Source organism: Desulfosoma sp. (genome assembly GCA_037481875.1).
Classification (GTDB): domain Bacteria; phylum Desulfobacterota; class Syntrophobacteria; order Syntrophobacterales; family DSM-9756; genus Desulfosoma.
The window spans coordinates 85,508-107,285 of sequence record JBBFKY010000012.1 but is presented as its reverse complement, the minus strand read 5'-3'; the positions used below and the strand labels follow the sequence as shown (position 1 = coordinate 107,285).

Annotated in this window: 19 protein-coding genes; 6 read left to right on the top strand and 13 right to left on the bottom strand. The window is 53.8% G+C overall.

Annotation, left to right across the window (positions count from 1 at the left end):
- Positions 1–115 precede the first annotated feature (115 nt).
- The 8 genes from WHS46_13710 to sfsA all read right to left on the bottom strand — a co-directional run bounded on the left by WHS46_13710 (position 116) and on the right by sfsA (position 8,602).
- Complete coding sequence (locus WHS46_13710) at positions 116–2,011, bottom strand: amino acid permease (protein MEJ5349731.1); 1,896 nt, start codon at positions 2,009–2,011, stop codon at positions 116–118.
- 79 nt (positions 2,012–2,090) lie between these two features.
- Positions 2,091–3,056 (bottom strand): acyltransferase, encoded by a 966-nt coding sequence (locus tag WHS46_13705; protein ID MEJ5349730.1) that lies wholly within the window; start codon positions 3,054–3,056, stop codon positions 2,091–2,093.
- Between the two features lie 72 nt (positions 3,057–3,128).
- Positions 3,129–3,407: a hypothetical protein gene (locus tag WHS46_13700; GenBank protein MEJ5349729.1), complete on the bottom strand. Its 279-nt coding sequence runs from the start codon at positions 3,405–3,407 to the stop codon at positions 3,129–3,131.
- Positions 3,408–3,428: 21 nt separating this feature from the next.
- Positions 3,429–4,133: a succinate dehydrogenase iron-sulfur subunit gene (locus WHS46_13695; protein ID MEJ5349728.1), complete on the bottom strand. Its 705-nt coding sequence runs from the start codon at positions 4,131–4,133 to the stop codon at positions 3,429–3,431.
- A gap of 1 nt (position 4,134) precedes the next feature.
- Complete coding sequence (gene sdhA / locus WHS46_13690) at positions 4,135–5,871, bottom strand: succinate dehydrogenase flavoprotein subunit (GenBank protein MEJ5349727.1); 1,737 nt, start codon at positions 5,869–5,871, stop codon at positions 4,135–4,137.
- Positions 5,835–6,476 carry a dephospho-CoA kinase gene (gene coaE, locus WHS46_13685; protein ID MEJ5349726.1) on the bottom strand — a complete coding sequence of 214 codons (642 nt, stop codon included), beginning with the start codon at positions 6,474–6,476 and terminating at the stop codon, positions 5,835–5,837. The genes sdhA and coaE overlap by 37 nt, the downstream gene beginning before the upstream one ends.
- A 28-nt stretch (positions 6,477–6,504) precedes the next feature.
- Positions 6,505–7,785 (bottom strand): phosphopyruvate hydratase, encoded by a 1,281-nt coding sequence (eno, locus tag WHS46_13680; GenBank protein MEJ5349725.1) that lies wholly within the window; start codon positions 7,783–7,785, stop codon positions 6,505–6,507.
- A gap of 79 nt (positions 7,786–7,864) precedes the next feature.
- On the bottom strand, positions 7,865–8,602 hold the full coding sequence (sfsA, locus tag WHS46_13675; GenBank protein ID MEJ5349724.1) for a DNA/RNA nuclease SfsA: 738 nt from the start codon (positions 8,600–8,602) through the stop codon (positions 7,865–7,867).
- 174 nt (positions 8,603–8,776) lie between these two features.
- Between sfsA and WHS46_13670 the strand changes: the two genes are divergently transcribed.
- Genes WHS46_13670 through purB form a run of 3 tightly spaced genes read left to right on the top strand, consistent with a single transcriptional unit; the run spans position 8,777 to position 12,159 of the window.
- Positions 8,777–10,141: a TrkH family potassium uptake protein gene (locus tag WHS46_13670; GenBank protein ID MEJ5349723.1), complete on the top strand. Its 1,365-nt coding sequence runs from the start codon at positions 8,777–8,779 to the stop codon at positions 10,139–10,141.
- An 11-nt stretch (positions 10,142–10,152) separates the two neighbouring features.
- A complete protein-coding gene (locus tag WHS46_13665; GenBank protein ID MEJ5349722.1) occupies positions 10,153–10,809 on the top strand; it encodes a TrkA family potassium uptake protein in 657 nt (218 codons plus the stop codon).
- Positions 10,810–10,860: 51 nt separating this feature from the next.
- Positions 10,861–12,159 (top strand): adenylosuccinate lyase, encoded by a 1,299-nt coding sequence (purB, locus tag WHS46_13660; GenBank protein MEJ5349721.1) that lies wholly within the window; start codon positions 10,861–10,863, stop codon positions 12,157–12,159.
- A gap of 80 nt (positions 12,160–12,239) precedes the next feature.
- Here the strand turns inward: purB and WHS46_13655 are convergent, their stop codons facing one another.
- The 4 genes from WHS46_13655 to WHS46_13640 are packed head-to-tail and all read right to left on the bottom strand — an operon-like array spanning position 12,240 to position 16,838.
- Positions 12,240–13,952, bottom strand: a complete 1,713-nt coding sequence (locus tag WHS46_13655) for a hypothetical protein (protein MEJ5349720.1) — start codon at positions 13,950–13,952, stop codon at positions 12,240–12,242.
- Positions 13,953–13,993: 41 nt separating this feature from the next.
- A complete protein-coding gene (locus WHS46_13650; GenBank protein MEJ5349719.1) occupies positions 13,994–15,106 on the bottom strand; it encodes a hypothetical protein in 1,113 nt (370 codons plus the stop codon).
- Complete coding sequence (locus WHS46_13645) at positions 15,107–15,970, bottom strand: 1,4-dihydroxy-6-naphthoate synthase (protein MEJ5349718.1); 864 nt, start codon at positions 15,968–15,970, stop codon at positions 15,107–15,109.
- A 10-nt stretch (positions 15,971–15,980) separates the two neighbouring features.
- Positions 15,981–16,838, bottom strand: a complete 858-nt coding sequence (locus tag WHS46_13640) for a hypothetical protein (GenBank protein ID MEJ5349717.1) — start codon at positions 16,836–16,838, stop codon at positions 15,981–15,983.
- A gap of 598 nt (positions 16,839–17,436) precedes the next feature.
- On the opposite strand from WHS46_13640, the gene dusB reads away from it, so the two are divergent.
- Genes dusB through WHS46_13625 form a run of 3 tightly spaced genes read left to right on the top strand, consistent with a single transcriptional unit; the run spans position 17,437 to position 21,171 of the window.
- Positions 17,437–18,498, top strand: coding sequence for a tRNA dihydrouridine synthase DusB (dusB, locus tag WHS46_13635; protein MEJ5349716.1), 1,062 nt, complete (start codon positions 17,437–17,439; stop codon positions 18,496–18,498).
- Positions 18,495–20,240, top strand: coding sequence for a 4-hydroxy-3-methylbut-2-enyl diphosphate reductase (gene ispH, locus WHS46_13630; protein ID MEJ5349715.1), 1,746 nt, complete (start codon positions 18,495–18,497; stop codon positions 20,238–20,240). Before dusB ends, ispH begins: the two co-directional genes overlap by 4 nt.
- A 16-nt stretch (positions 20,241–20,256) precedes the next feature.
- Positions 20,257–21,171, top strand: coding sequence for a glycosyltransferase (locus WHS46_13625; GenBank protein ID MEJ5349714.1), 915 nt, complete (start codon positions 20,257–20,259; stop codon positions 21,169–21,171).
- Positions 21,172–21,346: 175 nt separating this feature from the next.
- Here the strand turns inward: WHS46_13625 and WHS46_13620 are convergent, their stop codons facing one another.
- The gene (locus WHS46_13620) at positions 21,347–21,757 is read right to left on the bottom strand and encodes an HIT family protein (GenBank protein MEJ5349713.1); all 411 of its coding nucleotides are present in this window, start codon (positions 21,755–21,757) and stop codon (positions 21,347–21,349) included.
- Positions 21,758–21,778: the final 21 nt, after the last annotated feature.

The window sequence follows — 21,778 nt, the reverse complement described above, 5'->3', positions numbered from 1 at the left end:
GACTCAATGACTCAATGACTCAATGACTCAATGACTCAATGACTCAATGACTCAAAAATAACTCCCCCATCACCGCATAGAATCCCCATCCTTCACCGAGGTATCGGCTTTGGGTTCAGGATGGCTTTTTCGGGAGACGGTCCAGTTCCCAAGGACGAGGTTCCAGGGAACAGACGCGGCGGCGATCGGTGAGAACAATCATGTCTTTGAGAGCCTGAGGGGTCCGAGCGTGCTGCCATCGGGTGTCAAACTGAGGGTCCTGGAGCACCTGGGCGAGGGCGGCCACGGCTTTCAGATGAAAATCTTCTTCATCGGCTCCAACCAGAAAAAAGAACATGGCGTGCATGGACGCGTGAGCTTCTGGAAATCTAATGCCCTGTCGGCTGCGCACGAGTATCACGTCAAAGACATCGGGTCGGGCGACAGGAACTTCCGCCACAAGAATCCCGGGAAAGATTTCCACACAGCGCGCAGCGGCCCCATCACCATTGAAGTCCTGAAGCGAAAGGGGCCGTTCCAAGCCTCGAGCCATCATCACTGGATTGAGCTGATGCAGCAGAGCTTCAGGATCACAAGGTTCCGCGATATCGATGACTTCCGCCGCCTCGATCACATGGTCAAAACGGTCTAAACAGAGCTCATCCCTTTCACGAATGATTTCCTTAAGTTCCCGTTCCAGGACGTTTCGCACCACTTTGCGCTCAGAAAGTCTTTCGAGAACGTGCATCAAGGCATATTCACGCTCCTGTTTGAGGCGACCGTAAAACCAGTAAAAAGCCAAGCCTGCCGCCACAAAAGTGAGTCCGATCAAGAGGGTCTGTAATCCGATTTCCGCAAGCAGAAGGAGAACGCCTGCCAGGCTTGCAATCTGCAACCAGGGATAAAAGGGAGCTCGAAACGTGGGTTGATAGTTATGAATGCGGCTCTCTCTGAGAATGATCACACACGCGTTGGCAAGAATCTGGGTGAGAAGGACCACCATGGAGGCCATTTTTACCAGAGGTTCCAAGGGCACAAAAAAAAGGCCAATCAAGAAGGCACCCGTGGTGAGAACAGCCGTGACAGGGGTACCTCTTTTGGAAGACACACGACCGAAGAGGGTCGGTAGCAGTTCGTCCCGGCTGAGACTCAAAAGGTACCTTGACGCTGACAAAATTCCGCCGTTGGCCGTGGTCAGGAAAGCCGTCATGGCCGCTACGGTTAAAGCCGTTTCCCCGGCTTGCCCCATGAAAATCCTTGCGGCATCACTGATGGGTGTCAAGGAATGGGCCAAAGCTTCGGGCTGCAAAAGGCCGCATGTGACAAACACCATCAGGCTATAGACAAAAATCGTGACAGAAACGGCGCTTAAAAGTCCCCAAGGGATGGTTCGGGACGGGTCTTTCACTTCCTCGGCCAAAGCTGAAATTTGCAGGAGTCCTCCATAGGACACAAACACGAAACCGGCCGTGCTCAACACCGCATTCCATCCGTACGGGACAAAGGGCACGTAGTTTTGCAGCCTAAGATAGGGGAGACCTTTGAAGACGAAAAGGGACATGAGACTCAACAAAACGAGCACGAAAACAGTTTGCAGGAGGCTGGATCCCTTTGTGCCCCAAAGATTCAGGGCTGTAAAAAAGATGGCCACACCCACCACCAGAAGACGCGTGTCAAAAGGGAAAAACTTTTCGGTAAAAGCCCAAACCCCCACCAAGGCAAAGGCGCTTTTAAGGGTTTGGGCAAACCAGCTGAGCAATCCCAGGACCGTCCCTATCGCCGGTCCCATAGATCGCGCGATAAAAAAATAATCGCCACCGGCCTTGGGCATGGCCGACACCAATTCAATGGTGCTCAAGGCCGCCGACGTCATCAGGCATCCGGCCAGAAAATAGGAAAGCACCACGGCCGGTCCCGCTTTGGCGTAGGCCACTCCAGGCAAAACGAAGATTCCGGAACTCATCATGGTCCCGACGGCAATGCAAAAGATGTCCAGGACCCCTAGGCGTTTTGCCAAACCGTTTGAGTTCACCGCGAGCTTCGTCCCTCTGACCTTAGAAGGGGGTCTTGACCGGTCCAGAAAGAACCGAGTATGGAGTGCTTCTACGGCATCATGCCCTGGTTCGATCCCAATCCTCACTCGAAGGAAAATAGACAGAACTCTCTTGAACACGAGCCATCTCGCGCCACTCCCGCTTCATGGCTTCGATCTTTCGGTCCTTGGCTTCCCAGAGTTCGTTCAACCAAGCCTGAAAGCGCTTCTGAAAGGCTTTGTCCTGAAAATAGTCGCCCAAAAGCTCTTGACGCACCGGCAGAGTTTCCACATGGACCCAAATTTCCCGGACCTTACCGCACAAAAAACGCCAAAAACTCACGGGACCTTCAGGATACACCAGCGTGACATCCACAATGCCGTGTAACCGTTCCTTCATGGTCGCCAGCACCATGGCCGCCCCCGCTGCCTTAGGGCGTAAAAGATGCGTGTAGGGAGATCCCTTTTCGAGAATCTTGGATGCCGTAGCTCGGGTGCCTTCGGCAAAGTTCATCACCGCAATGGGGACGTGCTTGAACTTTTCGCAGGCTTTAAGGGTTTCGGCGATGTCTCGAGCTCGCACATCCGGCTTTTTTTGAGCCGCCGCACCCGAAGACCTTTTCATAAAGGGGAAATCCAAAGCCCACCAAGCCAAACCCAAAAAGGGAACATAGATCAGTTCCTTTTTCAGGAAAAACTTGAGGAAGGGCAGCCTTCGATGAAAAACCTTTTGAAGCACCACAATGTCGGTCCAGCTCTGATGATTCGCCAAAACCAGGTACCAGCCTTTTTCTTTCAGATCCCGTACGCCTTGAATCTTCCAGCGAATTTTCTTGGTCAAGGCCAAACCCACGTTATTGAGCGCCACCCAGGACTGGGCGATCCTGTTCAAGACTCGATCACACCCTCGCCGCCATTGGGGCAGCGGAATGATCCACTTGAAAAAAGCCGCTATCAGCAAAGGCACAACCCAAAAAAGGGTATTCGCCGAAAGCCACGTGAGTGAAAACAGACCGTTCAACGGACCGGGAAGCCAATGCAACATCTACGTTTCCTTTAAAAGTCTGAATAGGACATGGAAAAGCCTAAGTGCAGGCAAAGGTTGCAACGCGATCCCTTAGCCTGCTTCGGCGATGCTGTAGTTTTCGTCGATGAACCTCTTGATGAACTGAGCAAGTTCCGCCGTGATCAGGGCGCAGCGGTTTCCCGCCATGCATTGCTTCACATCGTCGATGCCCAGTTTAAAAGTGGCGGTTCGTGTGTCTTTTTCCAACTGCACGGCGTAATTGGTGGCACCGATCAATTTGTCCTTTTTCACCATAACACCGATGCCAAACTTGTCGATGTCCGGATAGAGTTCCCTGATTTTCGCTTCTACATCCTTTTGCTGAAACATAACCCGTCTCCTTTCTCTCGATTAACGCAACACCTTTTCGATTTCCCGCTTGATAAAGTTGATGCTCTTGGTCACTGGAATCTCTTTAGGACATACCCTTGTGCATTCAAAATGATTTCGGCACCCCCAAGCTCCGTCATTGGTGTCCAGAGCTCGCAGGCGCTGCTCCTTGTTCTCGTCTCGACTGTCGAAAATGTAACGAAACGCCCACACCAGGGGAGCCGGCCCAAGGAATTGGTCGTTTTCCGCCGTCACAGGGCATGAAGCCACGCAACAGGCACACAGAATGCAACGAATCACATGGTCCAGTTTCTTTCTTTCTTCCGGCGCCTGCAACCTTTCCTTTTCCGGAACGTTGGAACCGCTGAAAAGATAAGGCTGCACCCAACGGACTTTTTCAAAAAAAGGTTCCAAATCCACCACCAAGTCCTTGAGTACCCGAAAAGACGGCAGAGGCTCCACGAGCACCTCGTCGGCTTCGGCCAGATCCTTGACCAGTTTTTGGCACGCCAAGGCACATCGTCCATTGATTCGCACGGCATCCGATCCACACACGCCATGCCCGCACGACATGCGAAAACTCAGGCTTCCATCCTGTTCCCATTTGATGCGGTTCAGGCAATCCAGGATCCGTTCCGTAGGATCCGCCTTCACGCGATAGGTCTGGTAGCGAGCCTCTCGATCCACGGCAGGATCAAACCGAAAAATTCTAAAAGTCAATTCCATGTTAGTAAACCCTCGGCTTGGGTTGAAATCGCGTCACAGAGACAGGTTTTGTGCTGAGACGGATCTTATCCTCGTCCCGAAAAACCAAGGTGTGGTGAAGGAAGTGTTCGTCGTCCCGCTCAGGAAAATCTTCTCGGCTGTGAGCTCCTCGGCTTTCGCGCCGAGAAGCCGCCGAAACCAGAATAACTTCCGCCAAGGTCAGTAGGGATTCCAATTCCAAGGCTTCCATGAGGTCTGAATTGTAAAGATCTCCTCGGTAATCCAGATACACACCGTTTCGGTATTCTTCCTTAAGCCCACGAATGGTCTCCAGGGCCTTTTCAAGGCCGCTTTGGTTTCGGTAGACACCGCAACGTTCCATCATTTCTTGCTGCATGCGTTCTCGAAGCACCGCAGGTCGAACACCACGTGTTCTTTCCTTGAGGCGGGTCAGGCGTTCTCGAACAGGTTCTTCAGCCCCGTTGGGTAAAGGCGAAAGGTCCATGTTCGGGACTTGAAGACACATGTCCTGACCGGCTCGCCGTCCAAAGACCACAAGATCCAACAGGGAGTTGCATCCCAATCGGTTCGCCCCATGCACCGACACACATGCGCATTCTCCGGCAGCATACAGGCCGGGAACAGGTTTCTGCTGAACATCCAACACTCGGCCATACACATCCGTCGGAATCCCTCCCATCATGTAATGGCATGTCGGTTGAACAGGAATAGGAGCTTCCGCCGGATCAATTCCTAGATAGATGCGGACAAAAGAGGAAATATCCGAAAGTCTCTCAGCAAGCCTTTCTTTTCCCAGATGCGTTAAATCCAAATGGACGAAATCACGGCCGTCGATCCCTCGCCCTTCCTGAATCTCACTCATGATGGCCCGGGACACCACATCGCGAGCGGCAAGATCCTTGATGGTCGGGGCGTACCGTTCCATGAAACGTTCCCCGTAACGGTTTCTTAAAATGCCGCCTTCGCCTCGAGCCGCTTCACTGATGAGCACACCCAGGCCGTAAATGCCTGTGGGATGAAACTGCACAAATTCCATGTCCTGCAAAGGAAAACCATGGTTAAAGACTAAAAAGACACCGTCCCCCGTGTTGGCGAAACAGTTGGACGTGGTCTTGAAAACCTTGCCGAAGCCGCCTGTGGCCAGCATAACGGCTTTGGAGCGAAACACATGGAGTTCCCCTGTGGCCCAATCCAGCGCGACGACACCGCAGACGACCCCATCTCGAACCACCAGATCCACGACGGAAAGCTCCGCATACACATGCAAACCCCTCTGAAGGCATTGGCCGTAGAGGGTATCCAGAATGACACGCCCTGTGCGATCCGCCGCATAACACGCACGTTTGACGGGAGCTTCTCCGAAGTTGCGCGTGTGCCCTCCAAAAGCCCTTTGGGCAATAGTCCCGTCAGGGTTTCGGTTGAACGGGACTCCCATGTGTTCCAATTCATAAACGGCGCGAGCTGCATCTTGGGCCAAAACTTCCGCGGCATCTTGATCCGTCAGGTAATCTCCGCCTTTGACGGTATCAAACATGTGCCATTCCCACGAATCCGGCTCTTCATTGCCCAAAGCCGCTGCAATCCCACCTTGGGCGGCACCGGAATGAGATCGTGTGGGAAAAACTTTGCTGATGAGCGCGACATTCAGGCGCCCGGCCGTTTCCACAGCCGCTCTGAGTCCGGCCAGCCCTGAGCCCACAATCACGACATCGTGGATGTGGAAGTGTGTTGCTGACATGAAAGGATCCTTTCCAGAAGGTTCTTCCAAAGCGCGTCCACCTGTCGGCGTGTGTTTTCCAAGTCTCCTGAATTGTCAATCACCACATGAGCCCGTTGCCTTTTCCGATCCATAGGCCACTGCATATTCAAGGTTTTTCGAGCTTCCTCGAGGGAGACGCCGTCACGGCGACATAAACGCCTGATCTGTGTTTCGGGATCCGCATAGACCACGATGACACAGTCAAAGGCTTCATGCATTCCCGCTTCGTAAAGCAAGGGGATGTCGAAAAAGACGAGACGATGGGGCTCTCGAGCGCACCAGTCTCTCCACTCCGCTTCCATGGTTTCCATCACTGCAGGGTGCACAGCGGCATTCACTTGGGCACGGAGATTATCGTCGCAGATAATACGTTCGCGAAGTTTTCTCCTGTGAATTTCTCCCGTGACCTCATCGAAATAGCCGGCATCGAGAAGCGCTCTGAGTTTCTTCCAGGCCGCTTGTCCCGGTTGCACCACCCGGCGGGCTGCTTCATCGGCATCCAAAACGACAGCGCCTTTTTCCCGAAGCATTTGAGCCACCGTGCTTTTACCGGAGGCGATCCCTCCCGTCAGGGCGATGCGCATGGGACAAGGGCACCCGCGGGCAGGGAACTCAGCGTCGAAAGATTTCGATTCCGGCATAACGAGCCGCGTCCCCTAAATCTTCTTGAATACGAAGCAGCTGGTTGTATTTGGCGATACGATCTGTTCGAGACAAGGAGCCCGTCTTGATTTGACCGGTGGAAGCGGCAACGGCCAGATCGGCGATGAAAGTGTCTTCGGTCTCTCCGGATCTGTGCGAGATGACGGCACGATATCCGGCTCGATACGCCATGGAAATGGCCTCAAAGGTTTCGGTCACCGTTCCGATTTGGTTGAGTTTGATCAGGATGGCGTTGGCAATCCCTTCGTCGATGCCTCGAGCGAGAATTTTTGTGTTGGTCACAAAAATATCGTCACCGACGATCTCGATACGGTCCCCGAGCCGACGGGTCATGACTTTCCAGCCGTCCCAATCACTTTCGGCCAAACCATCTTCAATGGATAAGATGGGATAACGCTCCATCCAGCTTTCATAGAGGTCAATGACTTCTTCCGACGATTTTTCCGGTTTCTTTTCAGCTTTCAAAATGTAGCGACCGTTTTCGTAAAATTCGCTGGCCGCGGCATCCAAAGCCATGAAGACATCTTCTCCGGGAGTGTACCCGGCGGCATGAATGGCTTCCATAATGAGTTCCAAGGCTTCTTCATTGGACCGAAGGTTTGGGGCAAATCCGCCTTCATCACCCACCGCTGTGGTATATCCGCGGGACTTGAGGACCTTTTTGAGGTGCTGAAAAACTTCGGCACCCATACGCAAGGCTCCTCGAAAAGTGGGGGCTCCAGCCGGAACAATCATGAACTCTTGAATATCCAAATTGTTGTCCGCATGGGCCCCGCCGTTCAACACATTCATCATGGGTACCGGCAATACGCGAGCGGAGACACCTCCAAGGTATCGGTACAGGGGTAGTTCACATTCTTCGGCGGTCGCCTTGGCAATGGCCATACTGACTGAAAGAATGGCGTTGGCGCCCAGGCGGCTTTTGTTTTCCGTGCCGTCCAAGGCGATCATGAAACGGTCCACCTCCACTTGGTCCTGAGCGTCCATGCCCAGAATTTTGGGGCCGATCTCTTCGTTCACATTCCGAACCGCATTGAGAACCCCTTTTCCCAAATACCTTTTTGGATCGCCGTCACGCAGCTCCAGGGCTTCCCGGGATCCGGTGGAAGCTCCCGACGGCACAGCCGCACGTCCAATGACACCCGACTCTAGAACCACTTCTGTTTCCACCGTGGGATTCCCACGAGAATCCAGAATCTCTCTTGCTCTTACAGAAATAATCTCGCTCATAAAACCCCCCTTTCTTCAGGCGGACACCGTCCTCTCCACGAACCCGCCTCCCTGTGGTTACCGAAACCCTCAACCCTTTTCACTCAAACGGTAAAAGCTTTTCCAAAAAGATCACTTCTGGACTCACTCTGGCACGCACAACACACACGAGAACCCCGTGAGCTCGAGCCCATCGAAATCTTTCCCCGTAGATCGGGTCGATATGATCCGCCGGAGCAAACCGCTCGGCATCCGCTCTTTGAACCACGTAGAGCATGGCAGCGCGGTGCCCTTGGTGTACCTTTTCCACAAGAACCTCAAGATGTTTGGCGCCTCGAGACGTGACAGCATCCGGGAAAAAGGCCGTGCCGTTTTCCACCAAGGTCACATTTTTCACTTCCACCCACAGGGGGCCTGCCGTGGTTTCCACAAGCAGGTCCATGCGACTGTGATTTCCGGCAAAAACTTCGCGACGTATCGAAAGAGCGTCTTGAAAAATGGGCAGGGCCCGTTTTTCGGCGGCCTTAGCCGCCAGATGGTTTGGGACCGAGGTGTTGATGCCGACCCAAACCCCGCGAATCTGGATCATCTCCCAGGTGTAAGCTGTTTTGCGGCCACGACCGGGTGTCGCTCGAGATAAGCGCGCCGCAGCCCCGACTTCCAAACACCCTTTCATAGATCCCGAATTGGGACAATGCACCATTTCCCGACGGCCGTCCTGCATCAGCATTTCCGCCACAAATCTGTTGGGCCGAGCAAGAAAAACGGCGGGGACCAAGCCTGTTTCAGGCCGGCCGTTAAAGGAAAGAGCTACGGATTGCAGAAGGCCGTCGTGCATGATGCGTCCAGGATAAAGTTTCGTACGAGTCGCCAATGACCGCCATAAAGTTTCTTGATTATAGTCACGGAGCCCTCAGAGTCAAACTGAGCGCGGCGGCACAAATGCCTTTTGGACAGCTGCAGCCCTTGTATGCTATAGATGCGCCCGACACAGCAGCTGGGAAAATATTCCATGGGGTCGTATCGAAAAAAGAATCTTCTTCCACCTCCAGTGATGCCCGTTGCGGGTTTTGGCGCCCTTATACTCGTCGGGAGCCTTACCTTGCGCGCTTTGCCCTTGACCAACGGATCCTCCCTGCCCTTTATCGATGCCCTATTTATGGCCACATCAGCCAGCTGCGTGACGGGTCTGACCCTCTACGACGTCGGAAGTCAGTTTAGCCCGTGGGCTCAAGGGACTTTGCTTTTTCTCATTCAAGTGGGCGGGCTCGGTATCATGTTATTGTCCACGGTGCTTCTTATGGCTTTAGGGCAACGAGTCTCTTTTCAGTCCCGATTCCTCATTCAGGACACTTACACCTATGGACCCAGCGCGCATCTAGGAAGTTTCATCGTTCAAGTCATTGTTTTTACCGTAACCATCGAATGCGCTGGAAGCGTTTTGCTTTTCTGCGGTTTTGTCAACCATATGCCCTGGGATCAGGCTGTTTTCCATGCGGTATTTCATAGTGTGAGCGCCTTTTGCAACGCGGGTTTTTCCTTGTTTTCCGATTCTCTGATGGGATACCGGGATTCGCCTTTGGTCATTCTTGTTGTCGCCGGTCTGATTATTCTTGGAGGCATTGGGTTCCTGGTGCTTCATGAAGTCGTTCGAGCCGTTCGCCTTCGAAGACCCTGGAGACGGCTTTCGCTGCATTCAAAGCTCGCCATTTCAAGCACGGTCTTTCTTGCGAGCGCAGGCACCTTTCTGTTTTTGGCCGGCGAATGGAACGCAACCCTGGCGGGACTTCCTTTTTCCACGAAACTTCTGGCTTCCTTTTTTCAATCCATCACGCCGCGGACAGCCGGTTTTAACTCTTTGGATTTCTCCCAAATGAAGGATTTAACCATCTTGGGAACCCTTTTCCTTATGTTTGTCGGAGCCTGTCCTGGGTCCACGGGAGGGGGTGTGAAAACCACCACGGTTGCGGTCCTCCTGGCCATCAGCCGATCACGGCTTCGAGGCAGCCCCTGTGTGTATGCATTCCATAGAAGCTTGTCCGATGAAACGCAACGTCGCGCTTTTTCCGTTTTTGTCTTATCCGCTCTGGTGGTCATTATGGGCACGGCTTTTTTGGCAGGAACAGAACTGGGGCCTTTGAGTATTGAAGAAAGCCGAGGGCGTTTTCTAGAAATTCTTTTTGAAGCCACCTCCGCTTTCGGAACCGTGGGTCTTAGCCTTGGAGCCACAGCACGTCTTACCTTCTGGGGCAAGATGACGGTGATCGGCCTCATGTTCATCGGCCGACTGGGGCCTTTGGTGCTGGCTATGGCCATTCAGCCGAGGAAGCGAGCCAGTTCCTACGAATACGCCGAAGAGCCCGTCATGATTGGATGAAAGGATGGCCCATGCAACGGATCGCCATCATCGGCTTGGGAAATTTTGGATATTACCTCGGCTGTGAACTATCCCGAAAAGGCTTTGATGTGCTGGCTCTGGATATTCGAAAGGACGCCGTCCAACATGCCAAAAATGACCTCGCTGTGGTCGTGACCGCTGACGCCACGCAAAAAGAAAACCTTTTGGATTTAGGTGTCGCCGAAGCCGATGTGGCCGTGGTCACCATCGGCACCAATATGCTGGCGAGCATCCTGACCACTTTTCTTCTGAAAGAAATCGGCGTGCGCCAAGTCTATGCCAAGGCCCTAAGTGAAGAACACGAGAAGATCCTTAAACGCGTTGGAGCCGATTATATCCTGTTCCCCGAAAAGGATATGGCGGTGAGCTTGGCCAGACGCTTGGCCCATCCCAATCTACTGGAATACTTGCCTTTCATCGGGGATCACGGCATCTTCGAAGTGGAAGCCCCGGCTGAATTTCTGGGAAAAACCTTGAAGGAGCTGGATCTGATCAATCGGTTCGGCATTCAAGTCCTGGCGGTGCGGCAAGCAGACGGAAAGAGTCTCACCTTCATTCCCAAAGCCGATTTTATCATACGCACTGGAGATATTCTGATCCTTCTCGCACCCAACCAGGCTATGGATCAGTTCTCTAAGAGAACCTAAGTCGTTGAAATGCAGAATAGCTAACATTATCAAGAAAAGGATGAAAAGCCCATGATTGATCGATACACACGGCCGGAAATGGGCCGTATCTGGACGCAAGAAAACAAATACCGCAAATGGTTGGACGTGGAACTGGCCGTGTGTGAGGCTCGGGCGCAACGCGGCGAAATCCCCGCCTGGGCCATGGAACAGATTCGAGAAAGAGCGACCTTTCGTGTGGAGCGCATTGATGAAATCGAAAAAGAGACCCAACACGATGTCATTGCGTTTCTCACCTGCGTAGCGGAGCATGTGGGACCAGCATCCCGGTTTATTCATGAAGGGCTCACCTCTTCAGATGTGCTGGACACCGCCAACGCCCTGCTCTTTCTGGAAGCTTCCGATCTCCTTCTGGAAGATATGGACCGCCTTCTAGAAGTGCTGAAGCGTCGGTCCTTTGAATTCAAGGACACGGTCATGATGGGCCGATCCCACGGCATTCATGCGGAACCTATCACTTTTGGTCTCAAGTGGGCCTTGTGGTATGCGGAGATGCAAAGAAACCGCCAACGGTTGTTTCGAGCTCGAGAAACCATACGTGTGGGAAAAATTTCCGGGGCCGTCGGCACCTTTGCCAATATCGACCCGGAAATCGAGGTCGATGTCTGCCGAAGATTGGGGTTGGAGCCGGCTTCCATCAGCACTCAGGTGATTCAGCGGGATCGCTACGCCGAATATTTTACAACCTTGGCCATCATCGGATGTTCCGTGGAAAAGATCGCCGTGGAAATCCGGCACCTGCAGCGCACCGAAGTGCGGGAAGCCGAAGAATACTTTGCCCCCGGTCAAAAAGGTTCTTCGGCCATGCCTCACAAACGCAATCCCATCGCTTCGGAAAATCTTTCGGGATTGGCTCGAGTCCTTCGCGGCAACGCCTTGGCCGCCATGGAAAACGTGGCTCTGTGGCATGAACGGGATATCAGCCATTCGTCCGTGGAACGCATTATCGGTCCCGATTCCACCATCCTTTTGGACTATATGCTCAACCGTCTCACCCGTGTCCTGGACAAGCTGGTCGTCTATCCCGAAAAAATGCGGCAAAACATGGAAATCACGGGCGGGTTGCTTTTTTCGCAGCGAGTTCTTTTGGCTCTTGTGGCTAAAGGACTTACCCGTGAAGAAGCTTATCGATTGGTCCAAAGAAATGCCATGAAGGTCTGGCAGGAAGGCGGCCACCTTAAAGACCGATTGCTGTCGGATCCCGAGGTGACAGCCCTTTTAGCGGAAGAAGAGCTGGAAGAACTGTTCGATTTGAAGTACCACCTGAAACATGTGGACACTATTTTTCAGCGCGTTTTCGGGACAAATTAACAGGCCATCACCGCAGGGGCACGGATTTCAAAGAGGGATCATCCTTGAGACTTGCGTGCCTTTGCGGTGCTTTTTGTGGTTTAGAGTTCTCGAGCCAGCATCTGAAGGGTCTGGGCCGCATCGGCCGTGATATGCAGCCTCAGCACTCGGCGTCCGGCTGCCAGTAAGGCTTCTCGATCTCCCAAAGCTTGGGCGGCGATTAAAGTACCGAAAGTGACCCGGTATGCGTCCCGCCCTGGCTCATCGGGAATGGGTATATCCTTTAAAGGTTCGTCCGTAATTTGAATAAAGATGCCTTTTCCGGCATCGCCTTTGTGCAGCTGTCCTGTGGAATGCAGGAACCTGGGCCCGTAGCCTACTGTCACCGCTTTTTTCGTCCGGTCTCGAAGAGCTTTTTGCAGCGCCTGAAGCGCTTGGTTCATCTCTGGTGACGGTGCCACATAGGCGTGCACTGCGATATAGCCTTCAGCCGGAACAGTATCCACAAAAGATTTCAGCACTTCCGTCAACGTGGATCCCTTGGTTTCCCCGATGACCATCACGTTCTGCCATTGAAACGCGACCGGAAGTTGCGGCAAGGACCCTGAAGCCTGAAAGGCGGCAAGCATTTTTTTTGCCTGCACCTTGGCCGATTCCACGTTCGGCTGATCAAAGGGTTGAATTCCGATTAGATGCCCGGCCACCACCGTGGCAAATTCCCAAAGGAAAAACAAGGCACCCACATCCCACGGATCCCGGGCTTTCAGCCGGACATGTGGGAAGACCGCCATCGGAAAGTCCGCCTCAAGAGGCGACGATGGAGCCGAGGAACCGTCAATCTCGACACCTGTGGTGATGAAAAGGCGATCCGAACCGTAAACGTCTCGGGGTCCTAGAGGCTCGTTGACTACCGGCAGAATCCCCTTGCCTTCTTTTCCCGTGCTTTCGGCGATGAGCTGCTCCACCCAATCGCCCAGATTGGCAAAAACAGAATCCATGACCAGGGTGGCTTTATCTCGGCCGTGCCGGGCTCCCACACCCAAAACAGCGCCTAAAATCAGACCTGGATTCCCGTCTAAAAGGCCGGCTTCTTCCTCTCGGCACGCTTCGGCCATGGTTTCGGCACTCCTAAGGATTTTGGCGACATCGATCCCCAAAAGAGCTGCCGGGACCATACCGAACAAGGTCAAAGCCGAATACCGCCCTCCCACATTGGGGTCGTTAAGAAAAATTTTTCGAAAGCCCAGAGATCGTGCCAAAGTTTCTAAGCCGCTCCCAGGATCCGTGATGGCGCAAAAGAGCGCACCGGCATTCCCCGTTCCTATCAATGCCGACACTTCATTGTAGAAGTATTTGAAAAGGGAAAGGGTTTCCACTGTGCCGCCGGACTTTGTAGCCACAATAAAAAGGGTCTTCTTAAAATCTAACGAAGTCCGCACGCGAAGAATCATGTCAGGATGGGTTGTGTCCAAAACGATCAAGGTGGGAAAGCCGTCTCGGGAGGCAAACATTCGGGAAAGGACCTCCGGAGCCAGACTGGATCCTCCCATGCCCAACAGCACCACTTTTTCAACGGGGCTTTGGCGTATTTCACGCACAAAGGCCTCGATCTCTTCCAGCCGGTCTTTCATGTTTCGAGGCGCCTCAAGCCACCCTAATCGGTTGGAAATTTCCTTGGGTTCCGGCTTCCAGACCGTATGATCGCCGCTCCATAGGCGCTGCACAATGCTGTGTTTCTTCATCTCATTCAAAGCATCCTGGACCGGATTGGTCAGGTCCGCCAAGCAAACATCCACAGAAATTGGACTCGGCATGCTTATTCCTCTCGCATTCGGGCTCGATTCTTCCAGTCTTCCTATTCCACATGAACCAGGATCGCGGCCTGCCGAGGTACGGAACCCGTTCCCAAAACTTCCAGGCCCGTTCGATCCAAGGAACGCCACATCTCCTGGTAGGTGACGTTTTCGGGAGCCGTCACAACCACACGGGCTCCATCGGCTCCCAAGGTTTCGTGCCTCAATTGAACCCACAGGGATTTCAAAGACTGCTCCAGCGCATGAGCCGAATCGCTTAGCTCTCGAGACAATTGGGTTTCGGTGGGAGCCATGATAAAAGCTTCAAAAGTTTTTTGAAATTGGTTCCGAGCTTCCAGACCCTGAACCGCTTCGAGCCACTCCGCAAAGGCGATGGGACTCAGAAGGTCCAATCGAGGAAGCGTAAGGATTCGTGTTTCTCCGCGATTCCAAACCTTTCCCTGGCGCTCTCTAGCCGTCTGCAGCGCATCCAAGGCATCCTCCACAACATCACGGCCCAAAGCCGCCAGCACCATGGTTTGCTGTTTCACCCCTATTCGACTGAGCAAGCGAAACCAGAAACCGATCCGTTGGCGCAACAAGTATCCGAAATGTCCCCAGTCGGGACTCAGGGGTGGGTTGGTGGTTTCCAAGGCTCTTTGTAGTTCGGCACTGTCTTCCTCGTCCGCTCCCAATGCCTTGAAGAGCTTTTCCTCCAAGTGACCCACCTGTTTCAGGTCCATGGAAAGTTCCAGCTCACGAATATCCAGTTCCTTGGCCATTTCCAGAAAAACCACGGCTTCCATGAGAAGCCCGTCGGCCGGATCAAATGGCTTCGGGCTCATGCCTCGAAGAACCGACTGAATATGACCTCGGGTCTCGGGAGCCCCTTCACCGGCCCAGTCTCGGCTCAAAACGGCCATGAGTCCGTCTTCGCCCACGCGGGATCCCAGATCCTGATAACCCTTGTAAATGTTGCGTACTCGTTCCCAAAACCCATCATCCTTCACCAACACATGGGACTCACACAGCGGCTCGGCCCATTCGGGCAGATGGACCGTCCCGATGGCTCTCAGGCAATCCAGGCGGCCCCAGAGGGTCAAGAAAGATCGTGCAGCCCCTTCGGGCAAGACACTATGAGGAAAGAGAAAGAGCTGAAACATCTTTTCCTGCATTCAAAGCACCTCGTTTTCGGGTAGGGAATCCGTCCAAAAGAGCGGGACTTTGGGAAGAGACACGCCTGCAAGACGCGCAGCTTCCTGAAGAAGCCCGCGAACGGCCTGTTCTCCTTCCACTCCGACGTCCCGCGTGAAATCGTTGACGAAGGTTTCAATATGGCGCCGTATCACATCAGGAGCCATTTCCTGGGCATGCGCCGTAATGTAAAGCCATAGCTCTTCCGAATGGGCATAAGCCCAATCCAGGGATGCCACGATGGATCGATCGACGGCTTCCGCCGTGGAACGACCAAGGCTACGCCGAATCACGATGCAACCCAAAGGCAGTGGATATCCCGTGTGGGTTTCCCACCAGGCACCAAGATCCAGCACAAGATGCAGGCCTAAGCTTTCATAGGTGAAACGACCTTCATGGATCACAAGACCTGCATCCACTTTTTCGGCCACCACCGCCGGCATAACCTTTTCAAAGGACATTTCGACCCGTTTTCCACGATGCAAACCGGTAAGTTCCAAAAGAAGATTCGCTGTCGTTAAACGACCCGGAATGGCGATAGTCGCGTTCAAGAGATCATTTGCACTCAGAGGCTTTTTGGCCACCACGATGGGGCCGCATCCTCGACCTAGAGCGCCTCCGGCGCGCAGGATCCAATAGTCTTTGAGGCAATGGATCACGGCGTTCAACGAGATTTTGGTGACGTCCAGGACGGCTTCTTTGGCTTTCCGGTTCAGAACTTCCACATCGGCAAGAAAAGGTTGGAACTGCAACCCTTGAGGTCGAACGGCACCCAGAGCAAGACCGCCAAAAATGAAAGTATCGTTCGGGCAGGTGGAATAGCCCAAAGAAAGAAGATCGGCCACAAGCTTTCTCCTACGGGGCCGTTAGCATTTTATGAAGCCAAGTTCCCACCACGGCATGGCAGTGGGCCAGAGCTTCCTCCATGCGCCAACTTCGTTTATCCCGAACGCCGGCCTGGTTGCTGATCCCTCGACATTGCACCACTGGCACGTCATAGCGGCGGCACACCTGCACCACCGCACTTCCCTCCATATCTTCCGCCCAAGCACCGTAACGGACGAAACGTTCTCCGGCAATCCATTCATCGCCGCTGGACATTCCTACCGTAACCGAAGGTCCAAAAGCCACATGAAAAACATCGGGGTTGGATCCCGCGTGAACCGCTTCCTTAAACGTTTCCATGGCATAAGGATGCAGCCTGGGGATTCCCACAGGCGTCGAAGATACAAAATACAAACCGGCTGGGGTGATGTCGGACAGGTGCTTTATAGCCGGATCCTCACTGAGGTCAAAACGCTCATAGACATGCCGCCCCTTTTCTTCAGCCACCGCATAGCCTATGGCTTGCATGGAAGGCTTCCCGTCCCGTTCCCAGACCCCCTCATCGCCCAAAACAACGGTTGTGGAAACCAACACGTCCCCTACTCGGAGTGGGCTTTCTCGGTAAGCCCCGGCACTTCCCACAATCCAGATCATGGCCGGTCGAAACCGATCCACCAAGATGGCCGATCCGGCGGCGGCATTCACTTTACCAATCCCTAGGCACGCCAACCCCAATCGAAGGCGCCCCATAAACCCAAGCCAGACGGGCGCCCACGGCGTAAGCCGTTGCTCCACGGTTTCAAACCATCCTCGTAGGGCTTCCAGTTCCCCGGAAACAGCTCCCAGAATCAAAAGATCCAACGTGTCGAAAGGCCCTTCGGTGCCCATATCCTTTTTCCCATGAACGATATCGTCGGTAAGCTATCAAGGGGTTGAAAGTTCTGTCAATGCGCAGGCAGGTCATGGGATCAATCTCTGACGATCTTCGCCCGCCCTCGGCCTCTATGGACCCAAAAACCGCAGGGATCAGAGTGCATGCTTTTCCACATGCTCATGGACATTCCCGTTTTCGTTTCTATAGGGAGGGACAGCCCCATGTGTCCGTTCGTGTCCCACTGTAGGGGCGAACCTGTGTGTTTTTTTCTACCCGGCTGCAGGAACCAACCCGTATGTCTTTTGATGTCCCACTGGATGGCGGTGCCATGCGTCTGTTCGTGTCCCGGTGGAAGGGTGGACCTGTGTCTTTTGTTATCCCACGGTAGGGGCGGAACGATGTGTCCGCCCCGAAAAGCCTCGCCCGAAGGCGTCGTGGCGCTTTGCCCAGAATCCCCCAATCATTCCAATGAGAACCTTAGGCGGTTTCACCCCTCTATGGGACTTACATTGACTTTCCCTGCCATTCTCCTTATGAAGCACTGGCATTTGGCCAAACATTCCACGAGGGCACGGTTCCTTAGAGCCATGTCCTTGATTCAAGAGAAACTCCATGCAGCATCAGAACGTTCCCCTATGCGGTGCCACGAAAATCGGGACTGTGACCGTGGACCCTCCGGTCGTGATGGCGCCCATGGCCGGGGTGACAGACGGACCATTCCTACGTGTTCTATCGCGCTTCGGAGTCGGAATGGTCACTACGGAAATGATGAGCGCCGAAGGATTTCGGCGTCAGGATCCTTCCGTTGAAAGAATCCTTGCCGTTCCGTCTCGGGTTTCTGTGCCGGTAGCTCTTCAAATTTTCGGCGCCACCCCTGAAGTCATGGCGGAGGCGGCCCGTGCCGCTCAGGATAGAGGGGCCTCCATCGTTGATATCAACGCTGGATGCCCGATAAAAAAGATTGTGCGCCAAGGGGCTGGGGCCGCGTTACTTCGAGACCCGGACCGACTTTTGCGGATCGTGGCAAGTGTCAAACGGGCGGTCTCTATCCCTGTGACGGTGAAAACACGTCTTGGGTGGGATCGAAATGAAATGAACGTGCTTCAGATCAGCAGGCGCCTTCAAGAAGCGGGGGCGGACGCCCTGACGTTGCATGCGCGCACAGCCCGCCAAATCTATACGGGAAGAGCAGACTGGAGCTGGATCGGCAGACTTAAACAGGAACTTTCCATTCCGGTCATCGGAAACGGAGATGTGACCACGCCGTCGGACTTTTTCCGTATGAAACGAGAGACAGGATGCGATGCCGTAATGATCGGTCGAGGCGCCTTGGGAAATCCTTGGCTCTTCTTTGCGATCGCTCAGGAATGCGGCTCTCACGGTATCCAAGGCTCGCGACTCGGTTGGGAAGATTTTCGTCAGACCGTCCATGACCACGTCCGCTTGTTTGCTGAAGAAAAACCCAAAGCCATTGGCGCCCTTCGAAAGCATTTGGTTTGGTATACCAGAGGATGCCCGAACGCTTCCACATGGCGTCGGCGCCTTATGAGCGCGCCTGATTTGGCGAGCCTGCTAAAGCTTTTTGACACCTATGTTTTTGAGCTGAAGGCCTCAAACGCTGATATGCTGACGTGCAAGGTAAAGAATAACGGCAAAGGACAGGAGTGTCCATGAAGGTTATTGTGGCCGAAACGGCCGGATTCTGCCAAGGGGTTCGTGCGGCTTTGGAAATGACCCTGGAAGCTGCCCGATCCCGTGAAAAAGAACCCCTGTGCACCTTCGGCCCTCTCATTCATAACCATCAAGTCCTGGCTATGCTCAAGGAACGAGGGGTGGAAGAAGCGGCATCCGAAGAAGAATGCCGAAATCGATGGGTGATCATTCGCGCCCACGGTATTCCCCCGGATCAACGTCGCCGCCTTAAGGACGTGGCTTTAGGTCTCATCGACGCCACATGCAAACGCGTCGCACGAGTTCAGGCCATCATTCGTAAATACGCGCGCAAAGGCTACCACACCATCATTGTGGGTGATGCGGATCATGCGGAAGTCATCGGGCTCATGGGCTACACCGAAGGTCGCGGCGTCGTGATTCAATCTCCCAACGATCTGGACCGTCTGCCGTCCGATTGGTCCTTGGTTCTTTTAGTGGCACAAACCACTCAAAACGAAGAGGTCTTTCAGGCGATTGAGACGCGGTTTCGAAAGAAGTTTCCTCAAGGGGTTGTGGAAAACACCATCTGCGGGGCCACTCATGAACGCCAAAACGAAGTGCGACGTCTGTGCCGAAAGGTGCAAGCCATGGTTATCGTCGGGGGCAAACACAGCGGCAACACCATTCGCTTGGTGCAGACGGCTCAAGAATGCGGTGTTCCCACGTTCCATGTTGAAACGGATAAGGATTTAGACCCACGAGAACTGTCGCGCTTTCATACGGTGGGAGTTTCGGCGGGAGCCTCCACGCCCAACTGGATGATTCGAAATGTGGTGCGTTTCTTGGAAAGCCTCGAGCCAGACCCGCGCGTCTTACAGAGGGCCGTGTGGCAACATCGCCTAGAAAAATTAGCTTACAACAACATCGCTTCAGCGGCCGCCGCAGGGCTTCTGACTGCTGCGGTTTCCGCCGTGACGAATCTACCCATCGACTTTCTTCACATTTTTATGGCGGCATCCTACGCCTTTGCCATGCACACCCTGAACCGTTACATCGATCGAGAAGCCCTTCAGCTCAATGATCCTCAAAGAGCCGCCTATTACGCCGAAAAAAGGACATTTTTTACGGCTACGGGAATTGCGGCAGCGGCAACAACTTTGGTGTGCGCCGCCGTCCATGGAGTGCTTTCGGCTTTTTTCATGGTTCTTCTCCTCGCTTTTGGGTCTTTGTATGCGGTGCCCATCTTTCAATCTCAATGGGCCCAACAGGCGACCGTGCTGAAGATCAAAGACATTCCAGGATCCAAAACTTTCACCGTGCCCCTGGCTTGGGCCAGCGTCACCGTGTGGCTGCCTCATCTTCAACATATGCGAGAAGATTTCGGACGACTTTTTTACGCTTTTGTGCTGGTCTTTCTTCTCACTCTAGCTCGAACGGCACTTTTGGACAGGCTGGATATTCAAGGGGACCGATTGGTGGGACGTGAAACCGTGGTGGTCCTATGGGGCGAAAATCGAGTCGGCCGATTCATTGTGGGGGTCTTGGTCCTCGTGGCGGCGGCGGCATTATTGGGATGGTTTTGGGGCCTGCTCACCCCTTTTGGGCTTTTTTTTGCCGGAGCCGCCGCCCTTTATGGCGCCTTTTTCCGCTCTTCTCGAGGTCGACGCATCAAGGATGCAGCCTATTTGGAAACCCTCATTGAATCGGTCCTGATCGCCCTCGGACTTTTCGGCTGTTTGTGGATCTGGCTGGGGAGCTTTTGAAATAGAGGTTTTAAGCATGGTGCCGGATTTGGTGAGCGTAATTATTCCCACACGAAATCGCTGCGCCATGGTTCGGCAAGCTGTGGATTCGGTTCTGACACAAAAAGGGGCGAATTTTGAATTGATCGTCGTGGACGATGGATCCGAAGACGAAACGCCGCGTCTTCTCGCTTCTTACGGCACAGCTATCCAGACAGTCCGCCTGGAACATTCGAGGGGCGTCAGCGCCGCCCGTAATGTGGGCATTTCCGCGTCTCAAGGGGAATGGCTGGCTTTCCTCGATTCCGACGATCTTTGGCTTCCGAAAAAACTGCGGGCCCAGTTGGATTTCTTTCGGCAAAACCCAGGTATGCGAATCTGCCAAACCGATGAAATCTGGATGCAGAACGGGCAGCGGCGCAACCCCAAAAAGTACCACGCCAAGCCTTCAGGATGGTGTTTTGAAAGGCTCTTGGAACGTTGCCTCGTAAGCCCTTCGGCGGTCATGTTGCACCGGTCCCTGTTTGACGAAGTCGGCCTTTTTGATGAATCGCTTCCCGCCTGTGAGGACTACGATCTCTGGCTCCGCATCGGGTGCCGTTATCCCATAGGGCTTGTGTCGAAGGCTTTGGTGATCAAGATGGGCGGACACCCAGACCAGCTTTCCGCCACGGTTCCCGCGCTGGATCGTTTTCGCCTTCAAGCCTTGGCAAAGCTCCTCAACACAGCGCCTCTCAACCCCACACAGAAGGCCCAGGTGCTGCATACGCTCCAACGTAAAGCCTCCATTTATGCGACAGGATGTCTGAAACGAGGCAAAACCGCCGAAGCGCACTGGGCCCTCAGCATCGTGAAGTCCTCAATCGTGAAATCGCCTGTGATAGATCATCAATCGTTAATTGAGGGCCAGGGGTCGGTTAAAGATCCTGAGGCCATGAGGCATCCGTTCTAAGCGCAATGAACTTGTAACCTCTCCTTGACAACTTCACAATTTCGCGACGTTACAACCTCACGATTTGCGATTTCCCGATTTCACGATTCTTGGGGGGGAAGGCAACCACGCGCCGACGTGGAGGGGCGGACCGGTGTGTCCGCCCCAAAACCCCCACAAGGGCACCATGTGGGGCTCAAAACGCTTGAAGGATTCTTTGCAGGACAGCTTCCATTTCGCCGGGACCATATTTCTTGGCCGGCCAAGGCACCTTGAAACCGTCCCCGGTCTTTCGCGGCATAAGGTGAAAATGGACGTGAAAGATTTCCTGTCCAGAAATTTCGTAATTGTTCTGAAGAATATTCATGCCTTCGGCATCGGTTCCCTTGAAAACGGCGGTGGCTACCTTTTGCAAAGCCGCACCACAGGCTGCAGCTTCTTGCGGATCCATGTCAAAGAGGGTCTCCGCATGTTTTTTGGGAATAAGTAGGGTGTGGCCGGGCATGAGGGGATTGATATCCAGAAAAGCGAGCACATAGTCATCCTCATAGACCTTGGCGCAGGGAATCTGTCCGGAAACAATGCGGCAAAAAATGCAGTCCGTCATGTTTTCACCTCCGTGCCTTCA